Origin of the sequence: Occultella kanbiaonis (genome assembly GCF_009708215.1) — a bacterium.
In the GTDB taxonomy this organism is placed as follows: Bacteria; Actinomycetota; Actinomycetes; order Actinomycetales; family Beutenbergiaceae; genus Occultella; species Occultella kanbiaonis.
This window is the reverse complement of record NZ_CP046175.1, coordinates 4151226-4172406: the sequence shown is the minus strand read 5'-3', so window position 1 is coordinate 4172406 and position 21181 is coordinate 4151226. Positions and strand designations below refer to the sequence as shown.

The following is a 21181-nucleotide window of genomic DNA, read 5'->3' as shown; positions in this document are numbered from 1 at the left end:
GCCGGTCCGGCCGGTAGACTACCGCCCCAGGGGGCCACGTCGGGTGGCCGACACGAAGGACATCTGCTTGCGACGCGAACACGAGACGCCGGACACGGCCGCCGGGACGCACGGTCCCGACGGCTCCGAAGAGGCACAGCAGGGCGCCACGCCCGCCGAGCCAACGGATGCCGAGGCGACCCAGGTGATCGACGCGCAGGTCGCGGAGCCTGCGGCCCCGGCTGGGCCAACGGATGCCGAGGCGACCCAGGTCGTCGACGCGCAGGTCGCGGAGCCCGCGGCCCCGGCTGGGCCCGCGGCCCCGGCTGAGGCTACGGATGCCGAGGCGACCCAGGTCATCGACGCGCAGGTTCCTGAGCCGGCGGTCGCTGCTGAGCCGGACGTTGCTGCTGAGCCGGACGTTGCTGCTGAGCCGGACGTTGCTGCTGAGCCGGCCGCCGATTTCGATGACGTGGTCGCCGGCGAACCCGCCGGCGGACCGGATGAACCAGCAGGGGACGAGAGCGCAGTGGCAGCTGGTGGCAAGGGGCGCAAGCCGAAGGGCAAGCGCAAGGGACGGGCCAAGAAGGCGCTGATCTGGACTGCCGCCGTGATCGTCGTCCTCGCCGGTGCCTACGTGGCAGCGGCCTGGTTCCTCGGCGACCGCGTTCCCGGTGACACCCGGGTGGCAGGCGTCGACATCTCCGGCCTGCCGGTGGACGAGGCCGTCCGCACCCTCGACGAGGGTCTCGCCGAGGCCCGGACCGTGCCCGTCCCGGTGCACTTCGGTGACGTCTCCGGCGAGCTCGACCCCACCACGGCCGGCCTCGACGTCGACACCGAGGCGACCGTCGCGCGGATCACCGGCTTCACGCTCGACCCGCGCGTGGTCCTCGGGCACGTCTTCGGCCTGGGCGACCGGCCCGCGGTGTCCACGATCGACGAGGCTGCGCTCGACGGTGCCGTCGACGCACTCGCGGGGAGCCTCGACGTGCCACCCACCGAGGGCGTCATCGAGTTCGTGGACGGTGCCCCGGTCGTCACCGAACCCGCGGACGGGACGTCGCTCGACGTCGAGGGTGCGAGCGAGCTCCTCGCCGACGAGTGGCTCACCGGGCAGCGCCCGCTCGAGCTGCCGTCCGACGCGGTGTCCCCGATGGTGGACTCCGACGTGATCGCCGCCGCGATGAGCGAGCAGGTCGATCCGATGCTGAGCGGGCCGGTCACGGTCGCCCTGAACGACACGACGGCGGAGCTCGCTCCGGCCGAGATCGCCTCGGCCGCCACCATGGCAATGGACGACGCGACCGGATCCCTGGTCCTCACCCTCGACGGGTCCGCGCTCGCCGAACTCGTGACGGCGAAGGTCCCCTCCATCGGGGAGGCGCCCCAGGACGCGCAGATCGTCCTCGGCGACAACGGGCCCACCATCGTCCCGGCCGTCACCGGAACCGGTCTGGACCCGGCCGCGCTCGCCGAGGGGGTGCGCGCCGCGGCCGTGAACACGGACCCGGCCGCCCGGACCGCGACCCTCGAGCTGACCCAGACGGAGGCGGAGTTCTCCACCGCGGACGCCGAGGCGCTCGGCGTCACCGAGGTCATCGGCACCTTCGCGACCCCCTACCCGCACGACCCGACCCGGACCGCGAACCTGGTCGCCGGGACCGCACACATCAACGGCATCCTGGTGCGACCGGGCGAGCAGTTCTCGCTCCTCGACGCCCTCCGGCCGATCACCGCCGCGAACGGGTACACCGTCTCCGGCGTGGTCGTGAACGGATTCGAGGGCGAAGCCGTCGGCGGAGGGCTGTCGCAGGTCTCCACCACCTCGTTCAACGCCGGGTTCGAGGCGGGCCTGACCGACATCACCCACCAGCCGCACTCGCGCTGGTTCTCCCGGTACCCGGAGGGGCGCGAGGCCACCGTCTACGATCCGAGCATCGACATGGTCTGGGAGAACAACACCGGCTACGGCGTGCTCATCCAGGCCTACGTCACCGACTCCGAGGTCGTCGTGACGCTGTGGGGCACCGACGTGTTCGATGTGAACATCGTCACCGGCGGCCGGTACGCGTTCACCTCGCCGCAGACCGTCTACAACACCTCCGCCAACTGCATCCCGGAGCCGGGCGGTTCGAACGGGTTCTCCGTGGACGTCACCCGCACCGTCAGCCGCGACGGGGAGGTGGTCACCGACGACACCTACAGCCACCGCTACTCGGCCTGGAACCGGGTGGTCTGCGGACCGGCGCCGTCGGGCGAGGACGCCGACGACGGCTGAGACGCCGGATCAGCCGCGGGTCCGCCGCGGCACCGGTGCCGGCGGCACCCGTTTGCCCAGCGCGATGTCACCGGCCGCGACCACGACCAGGCCGCGGCGTGTGGCGACCTCGACCCCGGCGTCGTCCACCCGGACGAGTTCGCCGAGGGCATCACTGACCCCACCGGCGTCCAGCCGGTACCGCACCACGACCCGCTCACCCACCTGCCAGTCGTGCCAGAACGGCTCAGCGCACGCGCCGTCGTCGACCATGTCTCGTCCCCTCCGGGTGGCAGCGCGCGACGTTTCGCTGCCGCACCCTCTGATGGGAGATACTAGGCGGAGCAGCCCGTGCGACGGGCGAGTCGTGACGACGCCAGCAAGGTTCAGGAGGGATCATCCATGACCTACGTGATCGCACAGCCGTGCGTGGACGTCAAGGACAAGGCCTGCATCGACGAGTGCCCGGTCGACTGCATCTACGAGGGCCAACGCTCGTTGTACATCCACCCGGACGAGTGCGTGGACTGTGGTGCGTGCGAGCCGGTCTGCCCGGTCGAAGCCATCTACTTCGAGGACGACGTGCCCTCCCAATGGTCGGAGTACTACCGCGCCAACGTCGACTTCTTCGACGACATCGGTTCGCCGGGGGGCGCCGCCAAGATGGGCCTGATCGACAAGGACCACCCGCTCATCGCGGCCCTGCCGCCGCAGGGCGAGTGACGCGTGGGCTTCGTCCAACTCACTGACGCCTACCCCTGGGACGCGTTGGCCCCGTACCTCGAGCGGGCCGGCCGGCACCCCGACGGGGTCGTGGATCTGTCCATCGGGACCCCGGTCGACCCGACGCCGCAGGTGGTCCAGGACGCGCTCCGGGCCGCGGCCGACGCGCCCGGCTACCCGACGGCGCACGGCACGCCTGCCCTGCGGGCCGCGGTCGTCGACTGGTTCGCCCGGTGCCGCGGCGTGACCGGTCTCGACCCGGCGGGGGTGCTGCCCACGGTCGGCTCCAAGGAGTTCGTGGCCGCCCTGCCGTCCCTGCTCGGGCTCGGCCCGGGGGACAAGGTCGTGGTGCCGAGCGCGGCGTACCCCACCTATGACGTGGGCGCCCGGCTGGCCGGGGCGGAGGTGGTCGTCGCCGACGACGCCGCCGCCTGGGCCGGCGACGCCGCGGTGCGGCTGGTCTGGGTGAACTCGCCGAGCAACCCCACGGGCGAGGTCCTCGGCGCCGAGCGCTTGCGCGCGGTGGTGCGGGCGGCCCGGGAGATCGGTGCCGTGGTCGCCTCGGACGAGTGCTACGCGCAACTCCCGTGGGTCTCGCCGTGGACGGACGACGGCGTCCCGTGCCTTCTGCAGGACTCGGTCGCCGAGGGCGACCGGTCCGGGCTCCTGGTCGTCTACTCCCTGTCGAAGCAGTCCAACGTCGCCGGCTACCGGGCGGCGTTCGCGGCCGGCGACCCGGACCTGATCGGACGGATCCTGCTGCTGCGCCGGCACATGGGGATGATGATCCCGGCGCCGGTCCAGGCGGCGATGATCGCCGCGCTCGGTGACGACGCCCACGTCGACGCCCAGCGCGAGACCTACCGGGCCCGCCGCGAGCTGTTGGTGAGCGCCCTGACCACGGCGGGCTACGCCGTCGACCATTCCGAGGCGGGCCTGTACCTGTGGGTGCGACCCGTCGACGGGGTCGGCGACTGCTGGTCGACGCTCGGCGACCTCGCCGACGCGGGCATCATCGCCGGGCCGGGGGCGTTCTACGGCGAGGCGGCGACGTCGCACGTGCGGATCGCGCTGACCGCCACCGACGAACGGATCCGGGCGGCAGCCGAGCGGCTGTCCAGCATGCGGTAGGACCGCGGCCGCGACCTGCGGGCGTTTGGGAAACACGCGGATCGGCGAGTACGTTGGAGACGGAAGTTCTTCAGCCCGGGCACTGTCGGCCCGAAGGCAACCAGAATCAAGGAAGGGACATGATGTCCGACGCCACACTGAGCCCCGCGACGTTCCGGGTCGATGACCATGAACTCGAGTTCGCGCGGGTGCCGGCGGTCGAGGGGAACGACGGCGTCGTCATCTCGAACCTGCTGAAGGAGACGGGTCTGGTGACCCTGGACTCCGGCTTCATGAACACGGCGAGCTGCGAGTCGAAGATCACCTACATCGACGGCGACGAAGGCATCCTGCGCTACCGCGGATACCCGATCGAGCAGCTGGCTGCCCAGTCCACGTTCCTCGAGGTGGCCTACCTGCTGATCCACGGCGACCTGCCCAACTCCGAGGAGCTGAGCCAGTTCACGGAACGGGTCGAGCGGCACACCCACCTGCACGACAACTTCAAGAACCTGATCGGGGCGTTCCCGACCGACGCGCACCCGATGGCCGTGCTGTCCTCCGCGGTCTCGGCGCTGCCCGGGTACTACCCGGAGAGTGTGGACCCGTTCGACGCCCACGCCGTCGAGCTCGCCACCGTGCTGCTGCTGGCGAAGCTGCCGACCATCGCGGCCTACGCGTTCCGGCAGTCCCGTGGCCAGGAGATGATCGGCCCGGACCCCTCGCTCGGCTACGTGCCGGACTTCCTGCGGATGAGCTTCTCCACCAACGGCGAGCCCTACGAGGTCGACGACGCGCTCGTGCAGGCCCTGAACCTGCTGCTGATCCTGCACGCCGACCACGAGCAGAACTGCTCCACGTCCACGGTGCGGATCGTCGGTTCTGCCCACGCGAACCTCTACGCCAGCGTCTCCGCCGGGATCGGCGCGCTCTCCGGCCCGCTGCACGGTGGTGCCAACGAGGCCGTGCTCGCGATGCTCAGCGAGATCCAGGCCAGCGGCGATGACGTGGACACGTACATGGACCGGGTCAAGAACAAGGAGAAGGGCGTCCGCCTGATGGGCTTCGGCCACCGGGTGTACAAGAACTACGACCCGCGCGCCGCCATCGTGAAGAAGGTCGCCGACAAGGTCCTGGCCCGCCTCGGCCAGAGCGACGAACTCCTCGACATCGCCAAGCGCCTGGAGGAGATCGCCCTCTCGGACGACTACTTCATCCAGCGCAAGCTCTACCCGAACGTCGACTTCTACACCGGGCTGATCTACAAGGCGATGGGCTTCCCCACCAACATGTTCACCCCGCTGTTCGCGGTGGGCCGCGCGCCGGGCTGGGTGGCCCAGTGGCGCGAGATGATGGAGGACCCGACCACGAAGATCGGCCGCCCGCGGCAGGTCTACACGGGCAGCCCGTCACGCGACTACCTCGGCATCAACGAGCGCTGAGGCAAACACTCGCGGGGCCGGTCGATCACTGATCGACCGGCCCCGCCTCATTCCCCGGGGGCTTTAGTTCACCGGCAGCGCGAGCGCGATCCGCTGCTCGTCCCAGGGCAGCACCCGCATCTGGACGACCCGCCCGACCTGGACCGCCGTGATCGCCGACTGCGGCACGAACGACGTCTTCGTGGCCGGGTACTGGCTGCCGTCCGGGCGATTCACGAGCAGCTGCACCTCCATTTCGGTGTGGCCCTCCCGGACCCGGCCGGTGGGCACCAGTGCCGTCACCACGCCGGTGGTGGGCACCCCGCGCTCGGCCACTTCGATCGCCTCCGGTGCGGTCAGCCCGCGGCGCACCATCACCGCGTTGAACGCGGTCTGGATCTGGTCCGGGTCGGCGTCGACGGCGAGTTCCACCGTGCTCAGGTCCTCGGCGCGGTACCGGACCGGATAGTGCGCACCGACGGTGAGCTGGCCCAGCTCGTGGTGGGCGACCAGGGTCCTGGCCTCGGCGCGGAAACGCTGGCCCTGTGGCGTCTCCACGTCGAGCACGAGATCCAGTTGGGGCATGTCGTTGACGGTCCAGCCGGTGTGCTCGGCGTCCACGAGGGTGCCGATCGCGACCGGTGCGTCCGCGAAGTCACGGGTGGCGCGCCCCCGGGCGGTGCGGAGCTGGCCGCCCACGCCGCGGCTGCTGGTGATGCTCAGGAACACGCCGGCCACGATCACCGCGGTGAGGACGACGCCGATCGGCCCGTCGAACCAGGCGTCGAGGCCTCCGCCGGCGCTCAGAGCACCGGCGACGTACCAGCCGACGGCGACGACGATCGCGATGATCGCGACGACTCGGAGGATCCGCATGACTCAGACCGCCAGTCCGACGCTGACCAGCTGTTCGTCCTCGGGCAGGACGAACGTGGCCACCCGGGAGCCGGCGTGCACCAGCGGCAGTTGCGACGCGGGCACGAAGAGCCGTTGCGTGACCGGGTACCGGGAGCCGTCCGGACGGGCGACCAGGACGTCGAGCTGAAGCTGGGTGTGCCCGTCACGGACCTGCCCGGTGGGCGTGGCAGCCGTCACCAGCGCGGACGTGCGCATGCCCCGGCGAGAGACGTCCAGCTCGCGAGCGGTGACGAGGCCCCTGGCCACAAGGTACTCGTCCAGCGCAGTGATGCCCGGGCCGGCGGTGCCGCTCTCGTCCCGCTCCAGCCAGCGCTTCAGTGGCCCGCTCAGCACGACGCCGAACAGGGCGATCACGACCGGGATCGCGACCCAGGCGAGCCGTCGGCCGGCGCTGGCCGACGTGGGCAGGGCCTCGAAGAGCTGATCGCCCCAGACGCCGATGACGACGAGGAGGGCCAGCGCGAGCGCCACGATCACGCCGCCGAGGATGAGGATCTTCTTCAGCATGTGGTTCATGCCCCGATCCTGGCGACGGGGCACCGGCTACCGGTCCCAGGTCGGGTGGCGCCCCGGGCTCGGCCGGGCACGCGAGGGCCGTGCCGACGGGCCCGCGAGCGCCGGGGCTAGCGGAGGCGGACGGTACCCACCGGGTCGTCGACGCCGACGGCGCCGTCGGGCAGCGGCGCCCAGGCGGCCCGACCGCCGTCCGCGCGGACCCAGTGCTGCCCGGCCACGACCACCTCGCCGACGCCGGTCTCGTGGGCGGTTGCGACGGCCCACTGGGCCACCGCCCAGGCGAGCAGGTCCAGGGAGTCCGCTCCGCCGTCGGGCGCCAGCTCCTGGACCGAGAGCAGCTGGTCGGTGCCCTCGGCGACCATGACGACGCTGGGCAGATCCCGTGCGACCCGGGTCGTCAGCGTCGCGGGCAGCGCCGCGGTCGTGGCTGCGTCGGGCTCGGCAAGACGGCAGACCAGCGCGGCGGGGGACTGCCCGGTCAGCGAGGACGCGAACAGCCGCGCCAGCTGCTCGTGCTGGGCGTACGCGTCCGGGAACCCCGAGCGCTGTACCTCCTGCGCGGCGACCGTGATCTCGAGGTTCTCGTAGTCGGGCACGCGCACGAGCGCGTCGTAGAAGGCGTTCGTGGCGTAGACCGGGTCGGTCACCTGCTCGACCGTGCCCCAGCCCTGGGAGGGACGCTGCTGGAAGAGCCCGAGCGAGTCCCGGTCGCCGTAGTCGAGGTTCGCGAGCCGGGACTCCTGCATGGCGGTGGCCAGCCCGATGGTGACGGCGCGGGCCGGCAGGCCACGTTCCGTGGCGATCGCGGAGATCAGCGCCGCGTAGGCCGCCTGCTCGGGGTCGAGTGCCACCGAGTCCTGCCCATCGGTGGCGATGCAGCGCTGCACCAGCGGCGGTGTCGGGGCACGCAGCAGGGTCTGCACGACGTTCACGGCGCCGATGGTCAGCCCGAGGGTGACCAGGACGACCACGGCGGCCCGCCAGGGGCGGCGTCGACGGCGTTCGGGCACCGCAGGTCCTACTGCGTGTGCAGGGCGGCGTTGAGGGCGATGCCGGAGCCCGAGCGCTCGAAGGCCTCCACCGCGCCGGTGGTGGAGTTGCGCCGGAACAGCAGGTTGGAGGTGCCGGACAGCTCGCGGGCGCTGACGATCCGTCGGGTGGAGCCGGCAGCGTCGGCGGTCTCATCGATCAGGGTCACCTTCGTGCCCGCGGTGACGTACAGCCCGGCCTCGATGATGCAGTCGTCGCCGAGGGAGATCCCGAGCCCGGCGTTCGCGCCGAGCAGGCACCGGGCGCCGATGGACACCCGCACGGAGCCGCCGCCGGAGAGGGTGCCCATGATCGAGGCGCCGCCACCGATGTCCGTTCCCTCGCCGACCACGACGCCCTGGGAGATGCGCCCCTCGACCATCGAGGTGCCGAGGGTGCCCGCGTTGAAGTTCACGAACCCCTCGTGCATCACCGTGGTGCCCGCGGCCAGGTGGGCGCCGAGCCGGACCCGGTCCGCGTCCGCGATCCGCACGCCGGTGGGCAGCACGTAGTCGGTCATTCGGGGGAACTTGTCCACGCCGTAGACCTGGATGTGCGCGCCCTTCGTGGCCGCGCGCAGCCGGAGCCGGGTCTGTTCGAAGTCGTCGACCGCGCACGGGCCGGCCGAGGTCCAGACGACGTTCGGCAGGACCCCGAAGATGCCGTCCAGGTTGATCGTGTTCGGCTCCACGAGCCGGTGCGAGAGCAGGTGCAGGCGCAGGTAGGCATCCGCGGTGTCCGACGGCGGAGCGTCCAGATCGGTGGTCACGTGCCGGATCACCTGGCGGGTGCCGCGGTCCGGGTCGATCACCGCGAGCGCCGCGAGGTTCGCCGGCACCCCGTAGGGGCCCGAGCTCTGCGCGGGCGTCGGGCCGAGGCCCGGCGCCGGATACCAGACATCCAGCACCTGGCCGCTTCCGGTCAGGGTGGCCAGTCCGATTCCCCAGGCGGTGCGTGCACTCATGGGGTCAGCCTACGGGGGAGCGGCCCCCGGGATACGAAGTCTCTCAGTCGGCGGAATCGGTTTTCGAGTGGCGCCGTCGGCGAGTGCCCGGTCGACGCCTGGGTTCAGGGCACCTCGACGGGGCTCACTCGGCGGCGTCGAGCACCGCGCGCAGCGCGGACACGCCGACCCATCGTGCGCCGGCCGCGCTCACCCGTGCGCGCAGCTCGCGGTCGGAGGTGACCACCGTCACCGCAGGGGTGCCGGGCAGGGCGGGCGACGTCGCCCGGGCCGCCTCGGCACGACGGACGATCTCGTCGTCTCCCGAGCCGGGCGCGCCGACGATCCGTACCGCCGGGAGCCTCGGGCCGGAGCCGGTTGCCGAGGTGCCCTCGTGATCCGTCGGGATCGCGATGCCACGCGCTGCGCCCTCGACCACCATGATGACGTCGGGCCACCAGTGGTCGGCCGGTAGACCGAGCAGGTCGGCGGGCACGCCGCGGGCGGCCAGCACCGACAACTCCCGGGCGAGGCGCTCGGCGGCCCCGGCCCGGTCCCGCCACCAGCCGTCCGGGCGGGAGCCGACCACGTTCGCGGCGTCCACCACGAGGACCGGCCGGACCCGGAGCAGTGGCGCCAGGCTCGGCCAGGCGTCCGCGAAGGCCGGCAGCAGCTCGCGGCCGGTCACGTCGTCGAGGTCGACCCAGGCGACGTCGGCACTCTCGGCGTCCGTCGGCGCCGGGTCGACCGGGGCGATGGCCCGGCCAAGCACGGTGGTGTAGGACCAGTCCGGGTGCCGGAGCACCGACGCGGCCAGGGGAGCGACGGCGGCGGGTGCTATCCCGGCCTCCTCCTCGGCCTCGCGCAGCGCCCCGGTCAGTGAGTCCTCGTCGGGGTCAAGGGCTCCACCCGGCACGCCCCAGGTGCCACCGTGGTGGGACCAGGCGGCCCGGAACTGCAGGACGACGCGGGTGGGCGGCCCGCCCGAGGAGGCACCGCCGTCGGCCAGGAGCAGTCCGGCGGCGCCGGCCGTGCCCCAGTGGCGCTGCCCGCAGCCGCACTCGACCCACGCGTCGGCGGGTCCGTGGGCGCGGCGGCCGTCAGGGTTCAGCGCGTGAGTCACCCGGCCAGCCTATGGCGATGGCCCGCGGTCGCCCGTGCGTCTCAGCGCTCGGGCAACCGGCGCTCCCGGGGCCGGTCAGGCGCTGTCGTCGAGCGTGTCGATCTGGCAGATCACGGTGCCGGAACCCACGGTCTGGCCGACCGCGGCCGTGAGACCGTGCACCCGGCCGGCGCGGTGGGCGACCAGCGGCTGCTCCATCTTCATCGCCTCGAGGACCACGACGAGGTCGCCCTCGTTGATGATCTCGCCGTCGGCCACCGCGACCTTCACGATCGTGCCCTGCATCGGGCTGGCGAGGGCGTTGCCGCCCGCACCGACCGCGCTGCTCGCGCGACTCGACGCGCGGCGCGGGGGACGCTTCGGGGTGCGTGCACGACCGCCTCCGCCGAGGCTGAGGCCGGCCGGCAACACCACCTCGAGCCGCTTGCCGCCCACCTCGACGACCACCCGCTCGGTGGCTGCCTCGGTCGGAGCGGGCGCGGTCGGCGCCGCCGGTGCCGGGCGGTCGCCGTCGGTCTGCGAGGTGAGGCGCTCGGCGAACTCGCTCTCGATCCAGGTGGTGTGGACGCGGAAGTCCTCGACGCGGTCCGCCACGAAGTCACCATCGGCGAGCACGGCGCGGAAGAACGGCAGAACCGTGGGGATGCCGGTGACCTCGGTCTCGGCGATGGCCCGGCGCGCCCGCTGCAGGGCCTCGGTCCGCGTCGCGCCGGTGACGATCACCTTCGCCAGCATGGAGTCGAACGCGCCGGAGATGACGTCCCCACCGACCACGCCGGAGTCCACCCGCACGCCCGGGCCGCTGGGCCAGCGGAGCGTGTTGATGGTGCCGGGGGAGGGCAGGAAGTTCCCGAACGGGTCCTCGCCGTTGATGCGGAACTCGAACGAGTGCCCGCGGGTGCTCACCTCGGTGTAGCCCAGCGGCTCGCCGGCCGCGATCCGGAACTGCTCGCGGACGAGGTCGATGCCGGAGATCTCCTCGGTGACGCAGTGCTCCACCTGCAGGCGCGTGTTCACCTCAAGGAACGAGATGGTGCCGTCGGTGCCGATGAGGAACTCGCAGGTGCCGGCGCCGCGGTAGCCGGCCTCGCGGAGGATGTCGATGGACGCCCGCCGGAGCTCGGCGTCCTGCTCGGGCGTGATGAACGGCGCGGGGGCCTCCTCGACGAGCTTCTGGTGCCGGCGCTGGAGGGTGCAGTCCCGGGTGGAGACCACGACGACGGTGCCGTGATCGTCGGCCAGGCACTGGGTCTCGACGTGCCGGGGACGGTCGAGGAACCGCTCGACGAAGCACTCGCCGCGGCCGAACGCGGCGGTGGCCTCACGGACCGCGGACTCGAACTGCTCGTCGATCTCCTCGACGGTTCGGGCCACCTTCAGGCCGCGGCCGCCGCCGCCGAACGCCGCCTTGATCGCGACCGGGAGGCCATGCTCGGCGGCGAAGGCGTGCACCTCGCTGGCGTCGGCCACCGGGTCGGGGGTGCCGGCCACGAGCGGTGCGCCGGCTCGCTGGGCGATGTGGCGTGCGCTGACCTTGTCCCCGAGGGCGTCGATCGCGGCCGGGGGCGGGCCGATCCAGGTCAGTCCGGCGGCGATCACCGCGCGGGCGAAGTCGGGGTTCTCGGAGAGGAAGCCGTACCCGGGGTGGATCGCGTCCGCGCCGGACCGGCGGGCCACGTCGAGGATCTTGGCCGAGTCGAGGTAGGTCTCGGCGGCGCGGACCCCGTGCAGCGCGAACGCCTCGTCGGTGAGCAGGACGTGCTGGGCGTCGCGGTCGGAGTCGGCGTACACGCCGACGGACGCGATGCCGGCGTCCCGACATGCGCGGGCCACGCGGACCGCGATCTCACCACGGTTGGCGATGAGCACCTTGCGCAGCGGTTGGATCTGGGTGGTGGTCGCCGCGCTGGTCGACATGCACTCTCCTCGCTCGATCGGCGCGCCGTCGCTACGCCTGTGGTCGCGCCGGTCGCCGCCCTCGGGCGCACCAGCGTCGGTTCACGCTAGTCCTGCTGCAGCCGTGTGCCCAATTGCGACCCTCTGGTGCCCCGAAGTCTGTCCTTCGACGCAACCCGCCTCCGACTGGTTTGTATGGTCCCTACAAACGGAGCCGTAGGTTGTGGTCCGGCTCGCGGACGGCGTAGTGCAAGAGGTACAAACTCCAGGTCCGGAGCCGGCGCTACGCCCAGAAGTCCGTCCAGGCCAGCCCGAGCTCGGCCAGCATCGTCCGCAGCAGCGGCAGGCTGATCCCGACGACGCCGTGGTGGTCGCCTTCGATCCCGGTGATGAAGGCTGCCCCGCGCCCGTCGATCGTGAAGGCACCGGCCACCAGGAGCGGCTCGCCGGTACCCACGTAGGCCTCGATCTCGGCGTCGGTGATGTCGGCGAAGTGGACGGTGGTGCTCGAGACCCTCCCGACGCTGCGTCCGTCCGCCCCGATCAGCCAGTGGCCCGTGTGCAGCACGCCGGTGCGGCCGCGCATCAGCTGCCAGCGACGCATCGCACGCTCGGCCGTGCCCGGCTTGCCCAGCGCTCGGCCGTCGAGCTCGAGCAGGGAGTCGCAGCCGACGATCACGTCCGGCCGGTCGGTGGTGGTCGTTGCGCCGGACGCTCGCGCGATGTGCTCGGCCTTCGCACGGGCGAGGATCAGGACGGCCTCGGCCACGGTGGCGGCGGGCCTGCCGGCCGGACGGGACCGGGCGTGATCGGCCAGGATCGCGTCCTCGTCGAGGTCGGCAACGCGGATCAGGGGCTCGACTCCGGCGGCGCGCAGGGTCGCGGCGCGGGCCGGTGACGCGGAGGCAAGAAGTAGCGTGCTCACCCGGTGAGGGTAGCCGCCGGGCGAGCCGACGCCGTCGACCGTGAGCCTCAGTCCTGCTCGGGCAGGCCGACCTGCCGGGCGGAGGCGGCGGCGAGCGTGTCGAGATGCTCGGCGTGGCGGGTGATGCTGCGCACGTAGTGACCGAACAACTCGAAGGAGATGGCCCCGAACAACTCGCTCCAGGCGTTCACCACCCGCAGCGGGTCGGCCGGGTCCAGGCCGTCCGGGACGGCCACGCCGAGTTCCTGGATCGTCACCATGAGGGCCTGCGCGTCCGCCTGCAGGCCGGCGGTCGGCGACGGGTCGCTGAGGTCGACGCGCTCGGTGAGCAGCCCCCGCCGGGCCGCGTGGAAGAGGATCTCGGCGAGGCGGACCACCACACGGGTGGCCGGCTCGACCGTCTCCGGCGGTGCGGCGTACCCGATCACGGGGGTGCCGTACAGCAGCGCGTACTCGTGCGGGTGGTCCACCGCCCAGTCCCTGGTGCTGTGCCAGACCCGGTGCCAGCGGGCGGTGACCCGGTCCGGGGGGAGGGCGTCATCGGCCTCGGTGACAGCCGCACCGAGGCGTGAGTAGCCCTCGACGAGCAGGGCGGTGAGGATGTGGTCCCGGCTGGCGAAGTACCGGTACACGGCGGACGGCGAGATGCCAAGTTCCCGGGTGACCGACCGAACCGACAGTCCGGCCGCACCGACCTCCCCGAGCTGACGCCGAGCCACGGTGATGACGTCATCGATCATCGCGCCGCGGGCTCGCTCGCGCGCCGTGGTGCCGCGGGCGTCGGTGCCGGCAGGCGGCGCCGGGGCCGAAGGCGTGGGTTCTGCTGGGCCGGACGGGGCGTGCTGCATGGGTGTCGGCTGCTTCCGGTCGAAAGTGTGAACAGTGTTCTTGACACGTCACCCTACCCAGGTGAACACTGTTCGCAACAGAGAACACTGTTCACCAAACGGAGGAATCATGGCTCAGACGTTGTCCTCGGCGCCGGACCCATCGGTGCGACCACCGCCCGCCACTTCGCCGACCGGGGTGATCGGGTCACCGTCGTCACACGGTCGGGGACCGGACCGCGGCACCCCGGGATCGACCGCGTCGCGATCGTCATCTCCGCAGGTTCGCTCGACGAGGTGGCGGCCGGCGCGTCCGTGATCGTCAACGCCGTCAACCTGCCCTACGCCCAGTGGGCGACCGGCTGGCCGCCCATCCACCGGGCGATCATGGCGGCCGCCGAGTCCAGCGGCGCCGTGCTGGCGGTCGCCGGCAACCTCTACCTGTATCCGGCGGGCTCGAGCACGATGACGGCCCGCACCCCGATCGACCCGCCCACCCGCAAGGGTGCCGTTCGGGCCCGGATGTGGGCGGACCTGGTCCAGGCGCACGAGGCGGGCCGGATCCGGACCCTGGAGCTTCGTGCCTCGGACTACGTCGGCGCGCAGGTGGTCTCCACCGAGGGTGCTCACGCCGGCCCGCGCCTGGTCGACCCGGTCCTGCAGGGCAAGCGCGCCTCCGTCGTCGGCGATCCGGACGCCCCGCACACGTGGACCGCGGTCGACGACATCGCCCGCACCATCGTGACCCTCGCGCAGGACGAACGTGCCTGGGGCCGTGCCTGGCACGTGCCGAGCGCGCCCGCGCGATCGATCCGGCAGCTGGCCGACGACGTCGCGAAGGCCGCCGGTGCGCCCGGCGCACGGCTCTCCCGGATCCCACGGCCGGCGCTGCGTGCGATGGGAATGGTGCAACCGCAGCTGCGGGAGATCGTCGAGATGCTCTACCAGTTCGACGAACCGTTCATCGCCGGGCACGAGGAGACCACCGAGGCCTTCGGCCTCACGCCGACGCCGTGGGCGCAGACAGTGGACGCGATCGTGGCGGCCGCGCAGGCGCGGATCTCGGGTGCCGGTGCAACGGCGGCGGTCGGTGCGACACAATCACGGTGAGATCCGGCCCGCGGAACCAGGGAGCGGTGGGATGGACGACGACACGCGACCGGTGGCCGGCACCCGGATTCTCGGCGTGCTGGCCGCGGCCGTCGTGGGGATCGGCTTGGCCGGCTGCGGGGTGGAGTCGTCCGGGCCGTCGCCGATCGACGCGCCGTATGCGACGTCCGGGCCCACCGACTCCGCCGATCCCTCGCCGGCGCCCGAAGGGTCCGTGATCGAGGCGTCGCGATCCTCGGACGCCGCGCCCCCGGAGTTCCGCGAGCGGGAACCGCTGCCGAGTTGCGGCGACGTGGTCTTCGAACAGGGCGCCTTCGACTGGCCCGACGGCGTCGTGGCCTGCCTCAACGCGGCCGGTGGCCCCGACGGTGCGGGTGCCGAGGTCGCGGTCCAGGGCCCCACGACCGAGGGTGACCCGATCGTCACCTACTACCGCGTCGGGGCCGGCATCGACGGTGTCGAGATCTTCACCGATGCGACGCAGGACAGGTTCGGGCCACGGACCTGGGATCAGGGCACCTGTGCGGGCACGGCCGAGTTCGATGCGGTCGGCCCGCTGTGCGCGCGGGCCTGAGCCTTGCTCCTGCTCAGGCAGCCAGGGCCGTCGAGAACCGCAGCAGCACCACCGAGTGGTCGGGGCTGTGCCAGACCACGACGGGTGCGTACAGGGCGGGCGGCTCCACGCCGCCAGCACGGGGCACGACTCCGCCGGGGATCGTGACGACGTGCTCGATGCCGGCGCCGTCGCGGTAGGTCACCGATCCGGCGATCGCGAAGTTCTGGTTGTTCGGGTGCTTCAGGGTCAGGTCATTGACCCGGCCGAGCACGTACTGCGGGTCCGACACCAGGCGGGGCCAGCCCGCCAACCAGGCCGCCTCCTGTGCGGCCACGGAGCGCTCGGCCCTCCGGTACCGCAGGGCCAGGAGCCCGGCAAGGAGGGCCAGGACCAGCACGAGCCAGCCGCTGCCGTCCCGCACCAGCAGCAGGATCGCGCCGAAGGCGAGCAGCGTGAGGGTGAGCGCCGTCAACGCCCATGAACCGGGACGGGCGAGCACGCCGCGGGACCTGAGCAGGAAGGCGATGGTCACGCCGACGACGCCGACCGCCCCGACGAGGAGCAGGGCGCCGGCCGGGCCGTCCCCGAACATCGGGTTCAGCCCACCCACCAGGCCGCCCGCGGCCAGGCCCCCGGAAACGCCGAACACCACGCCCGACGTCAGCCGGGCCGAGCGCGACGGGCCCGGGCCGGGGTCCTGCAGGTCGGCCGGCGCCGGCGGTGTGTCGAACCCCTCCGCCGTCGGGTAGTACACCGCGATCACGACGGGCTCGCCGCCCGACGGGGCCACACCGCCGTCGGGCGTCCGGTCCGGCGCACCGCCGGACTGGGTCACGCGAGCGCCTCGCGCAGGGTGTCCAGCCCCACGGAACCGACGTCCAGGGCGCGCCGATGGAACGCCTTCAGGTCGAAGTCGGCACCCTCGCGGGCCGCCGTCTCGTCCCGGATCTGCTCCCAGAGCCGCTGGCCCACCTTGTAGGCGGGCGCCTGTCCGGGCCAGCCGAGGTACCGGTTGAGCTCGAACCGCAGGAAGCCCTCGGCCATGTTGGCGTTCGCCGTCAGGAACGGCCACGCCTTCTCGGCGTTCCAGATGCCGCCGCCCCACTCGTCCGGGCACGGCTTGCCGAGGTGCACGCCGAGGTCGATGACCACGCGTGCGGCCCGCAGCCGCTGCCCGTCGAGCATGCCCATGCGGTCGCCCGGGTCGTCGAGGAAGCCGAGGTCGGCCATCAGCCGCTCGGCGTACAGGGCCCAGCCCTCGCCGTGTCCGCTGACCCAGCAGGCCATCCGGCGCCAGCGGTTCAGCAGGGCGGAGCGGTAGACGGTCTGGCCGACCTGCAGGTGATGACCGGGCACGCCCTCGTGGTAGACCGTGGTCTTCTCGACCCAGGTGTCGAACTCGGTCACGCCCGCGGGCACGGACCACCACATCCGGCCCGGTCGGGAGAAGTCCTCGCTGGGGCCGGTGTAGTAGATGCCGCCGGACTGCGTCGGCGCGATGCGGCACTCCAACCGACGAACCGGCTCGGGGATGTCGAACTGGGTGTCGGCGAGTGCGTCGAGGGCGGCGTCGGAGGTGGTCTGCATCCACTCCCGCAGTGCGTCGGTTCCGTGCAGCTTGCGGGCGGGATCGGCGCTCAGCGCGGCCATGGCGTCGCGGATGGCCGTGCCCGGACCGCCGATTTGGGCGGCCACGTGCTCCTGTTCGGCGACGATCCGGGCGAGTTCCTCCAGGCCCCACTCGTACGTCTCGTCGAGGTCGATCGCCGCGCCGAGGAAGCGGCGCGAGAAGCGCGCGTAGCGCTCCCGCCCGACGGCGTCGTCCGCCGGTGCCTGCGCGGACAGTTCACGCAGGGCCGAGGCGAGCGTGCCGTAGGCGGTCCGGGCCCGCTCGGCCCCGTCGGCGAGGTGGCCGGCGAGTGCGCCCGCGGGTGCGGCGCCGTCGGGCTGGGCGCCGGTCGCGAAGGTGGTCCAGAACGAGGCGTCCCCGGCGAGGTCGTCGGTCTCCTTGATGCATTCGGTGAACTGCCGGATGGCGGCGACCACGCCTCGGGACGCGGCCAGTCGCAGCGACTCGATGTACCCGTCGACGGCGGCGGGCACGGCGTGCATGCGCTCGGCGATGGTCTCCCAGTCCGCGGCCGTGTCGGTGGGCATGAGGTCGAAGACCTCGCGGATCCCCTGCACCGGCGAGGCGATCACGTTGAGGTCCGCGAGGTGCTCGTCCGCCTCGGCGAGCTCGATGAGCAGTCCTTGGCGTTCCCGCATGGCGGACTGGGTGATGCGGTCGATGTCGTCGACCGGGTCGACGTCCGCCAGATCGGCGAGGACCTTCAGGGCGGCCGCCACCCGGGTCTGGTCGCCGGCCGGGGAGAAGTCGTCGAGCAGGTGGTCGTGGCCGGTGATGCCCATCGAGGTCGCGGCGATGGGGCTCAGTCCGGCGATGGTGTCGACGAAGGCGTCTGCGATGGCGTCGGTCGGCGTCGAGGTGCGCGGGGTGGGGGCAGCGGTCATGAGGCCTCACGCTACCCGGCGCCCGCGCTCGGCGGCCGCCGTCGGGCATGCCTTGACTCGAAGGCCCGCCCGACGGCGACCGGTTGCGTTCGCCGGCGACGCCCGCCTACTCGACCGGGATGAACTTCGCCGCGCTGGTGCGCAGGTAGTTCGCGACGGCTCCGTTGGAGACCACCACGGTCCCGTCGGTGCCCGCCTCGAACGGGTACCGTCCGAGCAGGATCCAGCGGCTGCCGCCGGTGGTCTGGTCGATGTCGACGACGTCGGTGCCGCCCGAGAAGGAGACCGTGTAGCGGGCGCCGACGGTGCTGTTGGCGTGGTTCGGCACCCACACCCACACGTCGTACTCACCCGCCACGGTCAGGTCCGGCGTCCACGTCGCGGTTGCGCTGGTCACGTTCGTGGTCCGGGTGCGTGCACTCAACCATCCCGGCACGCTCGACGGTGTCCAGGTGCCCTGCTCGCTGTAGCCCGGATCCGACGGGGTGATGATCGTCATCGGCAATGGCGTGATCGTGACCGTAGCGGCCGCGGACTCGTTGCCGGACAGGTCGACGGCGCGCACCTCGATGGCGTGCTCGACGTTGTTCGAGAGCTCGTCGAGCGAGTACCCGAGCCGCGGGAAGTCCGGGTTCGCCGGGTGGCCCACCGGACCGTCCGGGTTGGCAAGGGCGCCGTCCACGTAGACGTTGTAGCCGAGCAGATCGACCTCGTGGTTCTGCGACCAGTACAGGATGCCTCGCTCGTTCGCCGCCTCGCCGACGAGGTCCGCAGGGGCCGCCGGGGCGAGGGAGTCGCTGGGGATCCGGACCCGGGCCGGCCGCGACGGCGCCGACTCGTTGCCGGAGGCATCGACGGCGGTCACGGTGAGCATGACGGTCGTGCCGGCCCGCATCTCATTCATCGTGAACGAGGTCCGGTGCACCGGGTTGCCGTTCACGCGCTGACCGTCGAGGTAGACGTGGTAGCCGACCACGTCCGCTGCCGCACTGGCCTGCCACTGCCACGTGAGCGCGAGGTCGCCGTTGCCGGGTTCCGCCTCGATCTCCCCGTCGAGGCGAAGTGGGGCACTCGGGGCGGTGGTGTCCGGAGTGGGCACCGGAACGAACCGCACCGCGTCGCCTCGAACGTATCCGGGCGTTCCGTACGACTTGCTCAGTTCCACGAAGCCGCTGGTGCCGGCGTCGAACGTGTAGCTTCCGAGCGGTACCCAGCGGTCGACACTGGTCACCTCGACCGGGGTGGCGCCCGTGGTGTCCGTGACCGTGTACCGGGCGACGGCGGTGTTCAGGTCGTGCGAGGGCGTCCAGGCGTAGACGGCGTACGTCCCGCCGTCCGGCAGGGTCGGCGTCCAGCGGGCGGTGGAGGCCGAGTCGCTGGCGAACCTGGTCGCCGAGTCGAGCCATCCGGTCACGGCCGCGGAGGAGGCCCAGTTGCCGGTCTCGGTGTAGCCCGGGCCGCCGTCGTCGACGACGACGGCCGGGGTGAACATGACCGCGTCCGTGCGCAGCGTGCCCACTCCATCGGTTTCCGCGGCCACCTGAACACCCTGCCCCGTGCCCGGGGTGAAGGTGTAGGAGCCGAGGCTGACCCACTGCTGTCCCGCGGTGGACTGATCGATGACCACGTCGGACGTGCCGCCGTCGTGGGTGACGGAGAAGTGCGCGGCGGTGGTGCCGGTGGACAGGAAGCTGGGGTTCCAGGCCAGCACCTCGTGGGATCCGGCCTCGGTCAGGTCCGGGACCCAGGTGGCGGAGGCGTCCGCGGACAGGGCGCGGCGGGTCTCGCGGTCCTGGAAGCCGAAGGCCTCCTGGTTCCCGCCGGTGACCGTGTCGGAGTCCTCCCAGTCGCCCTGCTCGGAGTAGCCGGGGTCGCCGTTGTCCACGACCACGCTGCCCGGGGTGGCACCGTTCGGGTCCGCGGTCGGCGCGTAGTAGCGGAAGTAGTCCCAGGTGGTCTCGCCCGGGAGGTTCGTCTCGTCGACCGGGGCGGTGTACCCCAGCGTGGTGAGCCAGACGCTCTGCAACCCGTGCGGACCCGAGAACGGCTGGACCCGCGCCAGCTCGCCGTCGACGAAGTACCGGATCTGATCCGGCAGCCACTCGAAGCCGTAGGTGTGATAGCCGTCTGAGGAGTCCGGGCCGGTGTACAGGCCACCCTGGTTGCCCACGTGATGCGGGACGAACCAGTGCGAGTGGTGCGCGATCACCTCGGGCGCGTGCGAGTCGATCTCGAACCCGTCGATCTCGTTGATCCGGTTGTTCGGGCCGCGGTAGTCCGGGGTGTCCGGCATCGCGTCGGAGAGCCCGGTCGTCCAGAACGCGGAGTGGAAGCCCTGATCGCCCCAGAGCTGCGCGCGGGTCTCGTAGTAGCCGTAGCCGAACCACTCCTGCGAGATCACGCCGCCGCAGGTGTAGTCGGGACCGAAGGTGTCGTCGGCCACCAGGGCGATGTGCATCAGCCCGTCGGCGACCGAGACGTTCTCGGGCCGGTTCATGCACTCGGCCTTCTCGCCCTCGCGGTAGTACCAGGCCGAGGTGTCGAGCCCGGTCCCATCGGCCTGGGTACCGTCGAACTCGTCCGCCCAGGCGAGGGCGTAGCCGGGTGGGATCTGCGGTGCCGGTTCCACCGGTGGTGGGTCCGCATCGTCACGCCCGACGGCGGTGGCGACGTCGGTCACCGGTGTCAGCGTGAGCGTGGCAAGGACCAGGGCGAACGTGGTCGCCGACGTGAGGACTGGACGGACGCGCATGGCGGTACCCCCGAGTGTGATGCCGCCTCCCTCGGGCGGTGAGCTTCGATGCTCGTGGGTTCACCCTAACTCTGTGTGGTCGATTCGTCCATGATGTAGAAGGACAAGCGTATATCTAGATGATGCATCCAGCAATCTCGGCGGATGTGCAGGGGGCACTTCTCCCCATGGCGGCCGTTTGGAGGTGCCCCGCCCGGTCATGCATCCTCGTACGGTGGAGTCACAGTCCGACCTGCTCGAAGCGGTCCGCGCCCGGATCCGGGCCCAGCTCGAGGATGCGCAGGCGAAGGCAACGGCCCTCGCCGGCGAGGATCTCCCGGACCGCGGGATCGGTGAGTCGGACGACGGCATCGTGCAGGCGACGGTCGATCGCCAGGGTTTGCTGGTCGATGCGCAGTTCGGACCGCAGATCGTCGATCTCAGCCCCGAGGAACTGCGCGAGAACCTGCTGAGCGCCCTGGCTGCCGCGCGCCGCGACCTCACCGGTGGGGTGACGCCCCGCCGGCCGGACCCGAGCATGCTGGCGGACACCTCCACGATCGATGCGCTGGACGACATCATCAACGGGAGGCTGTGAGA

General features: G+C 72.0%; 19 protein-coding genes. 7 read left to right on the top strand and 12 right to left on the bottom strand.

Translation table 11 applies throughout. The annotated features are described in order from the left end of the window. Nucleotides 1-67 precede the first annotated feature (67 nt). Nucleotides 68-2260, top strand: coding sequence for a VanW family protein (locus tag GKS42_RS19145; RefSeq protein WP_154795276.1), 2193 nt, complete (start codon nucleotides 68-70; stop codon nucleotides 2258-2260). Between the two features lie 9 nt (nucleotides 2261-2269). Here GKS42_RS19145 and GKS42_RS19140 read toward each other — a convergent pair whose 3' ends face one another. Further along, a complete protein-coding gene (locus GKS42_RS19140) occupies nucleotides 2270-2512 on the bottom strand; it encodes a putative acetyltransferase (RefSeq protein WP_154795275.1) in 243 nt (80 codons plus the stop codon). A 129-nt stretch (nucleotides 2513-2641) separates the two neighbouring features. Here GKS42_RS19140 and fdxA point away from each other — a divergent pair, with 129 nt between their 5' ends. The 3 genes from fdxA (at nucleotide 2642) to GKS42_RS19125 (ending at nucleotide 5514) form a co-directional block, all read left to right on the top strand. After that, nucleotides 2642-2962 carry a ferredoxin gene (gene fdxA / locus GKS42_RS19135; RefSeq protein ID WP_154795274.1) on the top strand — a complete coding sequence of 107 codons (321 nt, stop codon included), beginning with the start codon at nucleotides 2642-2644 and terminating at the stop codon, nucleotides 2960-2962. Between the two features lie 3 nt (nucleotides 2963-2965). Next, on the top strand, nucleotides 2966-4093 hold the full coding sequence (dapC, locus tag GKS42_RS19130) for a succinyldiaminopimelate transaminase (protein WP_154795273.1): 1128 nt from the start codon (nucleotides 2966-2968) through the stop codon (nucleotides 4091-4093). Nucleotides 4094-4215: 122 nt separating this feature from the next. Then, nucleotides 4216-5514, top strand: a complete 1299-nt coding sequence (locus GKS42_RS19125; RefSeq protein ID WP_154795272.1) for a citrate synthase — start codon at nucleotides 4216-4218, stop codon at nucleotides 5512-5514. A gap of 63 nt (nucleotides 5515-5577) precedes the next feature. Here GKS42_RS19125 and GKS42_RS19120 read toward each other — a convergent pair whose 3' ends face one another. The 8 genes from GKS42_RS19120 to GKS42_RS19085 all read right to left on the bottom strand — a co-directional run bounded on the left by GKS42_RS19120 (nucleotide 5578) and on the right by GKS42_RS19085 (nucleotide 13691). After that, nucleotides 5578-6369, bottom strand: a complete 792-nt coding sequence (locus GKS42_RS19120) for a hypothetical protein (protein WP_154795271.1) — start codon at nucleotides 6367-6369, stop codon at nucleotides 5578-5580. 3 nt (nucleotides 6370-6372) lie between these two features. Further along, on the bottom strand, nucleotides 6373-6927 hold the full coding sequence (locus tag GKS42_RS19115; RefSeq protein ID WP_154795270.1) for a hypothetical protein: 555 nt from the start codon (nucleotides 6925-6927) through the stop codon (nucleotides 6373-6375). Between the two features lie 107 nt (nucleotides 6928-7034). Continuing rightward, complete coding sequence (locus tag GKS42_RS19110) at nucleotides 7035-7937, bottom strand: hypothetical protein (RefSeq protein WP_154795269.1); 903 nt, start codon at nucleotides 7935-7937, stop codon at nucleotides 7035-7037. An 8-nt stretch (nucleotides 7938-7945) separates the two neighbouring features. Next, nucleotides 7946-8920 carry a 2,3,4,5-tetrahydropyridine-2,6-dicarboxylate N-succinyltransferase gene (dapD, locus tag GKS42_RS19105; RefSeq protein ID WP_154795268.1) on the bottom strand — a complete coding sequence of 325 codons (975 nt, stop codon included), beginning with the start codon at nucleotides 8918-8920 and terminating at the stop codon, nucleotides 7946-7948. Nucleotides 8921-9044: 124 nt separating this feature from the next. Beyond that, nucleotides 9045-10022: an NUDIX hydrolase gene (locus GKS42_RS19100; RefSeq protein ID WP_210769220.1), complete on the bottom strand. Its 978-nt coding sequence runs from the start codon at nucleotides 10020-10022 to the stop codon at nucleotides 9045-9047. Between the two features lie 75 nt (nucleotides 10023-10097). Beyond that, a complete protein-coding gene (locus GKS42_RS19095; RefSeq protein ID WP_154795267.1) occupies nucleotides 10098-11939 on the bottom strand; it encodes an acetyl/propionyl/methylcrotonyl-CoA carboxylase subunit alpha in 1842 nt (613 codons plus the stop codon). A gap of 262 nt (nucleotides 11940-12201) precedes the next feature. Next, nucleotides 12202-12843, bottom strand: a complete 642-nt coding sequence (locus GKS42_RS19090) for a Maf family protein (protein WP_154795266.1) — start codon at nucleotides 12841-12843, stop codon at nucleotides 12202-12204. Between the two features lie 47 nt (nucleotides 12844-12890). After that, complete coding sequence (locus GKS42_RS19085; RefSeq protein WP_154795265.1) at nucleotides 12891-13691, bottom strand: TetR/AcrR family transcriptional regulator; 801 nt, start codon at nucleotides 13689-13691, stop codon at nucleotides 12891-12893. Here GKS42_RS19085 and GKS42_RS19080 point away from each other — a divergent pair. Together GKS42_RS19080 and GKS42_RS19075 are read left to right on the top strand one after the other, a co-directional pair. Then, nucleotides 13683-14780 (top strand): NAD-dependent epimerase/dehydratase family protein, encoded by a 1098-nt coding sequence (locus GKS42_RS19080; RefSeq protein ID WP_354002672.1) that lies wholly within the window; start codon nucleotides 13683-13685, stop codon nucleotides 14778-14780. The two genes, GKS42_RS19085 and GKS42_RS19080, sit on opposite strands and share 9 nt — an antisense overlap. A gap of 31 nt (nucleotides 14781-14811) precedes the next feature. After that, nucleotides 14812-15354, top strand: a complete 543-nt coding sequence (locus GKS42_RS19075) for a hypothetical protein (RefSeq protein ID WP_154795264.1) — start codon at nucleotides 14812-14814, stop codon at nucleotides 15352-15354. A 13-nt stretch (nucleotides 15355-15367) separates the two neighbouring features. Here GKS42_RS19075 and GKS42_RS19070 read toward each other — a convergent pair whose 3' ends face one another. The 3 genes from GKS42_RS19070 to GKS42_RS19060 all read right to left on the bottom strand — a co-directional run bounded on the left by GKS42_RS19070 (nucleotide 15368) and on the right by GKS42_RS19060 (nucleotide 20602). Continuing rightward, on the bottom strand, nucleotides 15368-16171 hold the full coding sequence (locus GKS42_RS19070) for a hypothetical protein (RefSeq protein ID WP_154795263.1): 804 nt from the start codon (nucleotides 16169-16171) through the stop codon (nucleotides 15368-15370). Continuing rightward, complete coding sequence (locus tag GKS42_RS19065) at nucleotides 16168-17850, bottom strand: DUF885 domain-containing protein (RefSeq protein WP_154795262.1); 1683 nt, start codon at nucleotides 17848-17850, stop codon at nucleotides 16168-16170. The genes GKS42_RS19070 and GKS42_RS19065 overlap by 4 nt, the downstream gene beginning before the upstream one ends. A 106-nt stretch (nucleotides 17851-17956) precedes the next feature. Then, on the bottom strand, nucleotides 17957-20602 hold the full coding sequence (locus GKS42_RS19060) for a golvesin C-terminal-like domain-containing protein (protein ID WP_154795261.1): 2646 nt from the start codon (nucleotides 20600-20602) through the stop codon (nucleotides 17957-17959). A 214-nt stretch (nucleotides 20603-20816) separates the two neighbouring features. Here GKS42_RS19060 and GKS42_RS19055 point away from each other — a divergent pair, with 214 nt between their 5' ends. Continuing rightward, nucleotides 20817-21179, top strand: a complete 363-nt coding sequence (locus GKS42_RS19055; RefSeq protein WP_154795260.1) for a YbaB/EbfC family nucleoid-associated protein — start codon at nucleotides 20817-20819, stop codon at nucleotides 21177-21179. Nucleotides 21180-21181 lie beyond the last annotated feature (2 nt).

Coding starts and splice junctions, on each gene's coding strand:
- dapD (WP_154795268.1), bottom strand. CDS start 8,920: ATGAGTGCACGCACCGCCTGGGGAATCGGACTGGCCACCCTGACCGGA.
- GKS42_RS19065 (WP_154795262.1), bottom strand. CDS start 17,850: ATGACCGCTGCCCCCACCCCGCGCACCTCGACGCCGACCGACGCCATC.
- GKS42_RS19115 (WP_154795270.1), bottom strand. CDS start 6,927: ATGAACCACATGCTGAAGAAGATCCTCATCCTCGGCGGCGTGATCGTG.
- GKS42_RS19125 (WP_154795272.1), top strand. CDS start 4,216: ATGTCCGACGCCACACTGAGCCCCGCGACGTTCCGGGTCGATGACCAT.
- GKS42_RS19140 (WP_154795275.1), bottom strand. CDS start 2,512: ATGGTCGACGACGGCGCGTGCGCTGAGCCGTTCTGGCACGACTGGCAG.
- GKS42_RS19060 (WP_154795261.1), bottom strand. CDS start 20,602: ATGCGCGTCCGTCCAGTCCTCACGTCGGCGACCACGTTCGCCCTGGTC.
- GKS42_RS19095 (WP_154795267.1), bottom strand. CDS start 11,939: ATGTCGACCAGCGCGGCGACCACCACCCAGATCCAACCGCTGCGCAAG.
- GKS42_RS19120 (WP_154795271.1), bottom strand. CDS start 6,369: ATGCGGATCCTCCGAGTCGTCGCGATCATCGCGATCGTCGTCGCCGTC.
- fdxA (WP_154795274.1), top strand. CDS start 2,642: ATGACCTACGTGATCGCACAGCCGTGCGTGGACGTCAAGGACAAGGCC.
- GKS42_RS19075 (WP_154795264.1), top strand. CDS start 14,812: ATGGACGACGACACGCGACCGGTGGCCGGCACCCGGATTCTCGGCGTG.
- GKS42_RS19085 (WP_154795265.1), bottom strand. CDS start 13,691: ATGCAGCACGCCCCGTCCGGCCCAGCAGAACCCACGCCTTCGGCCCCG.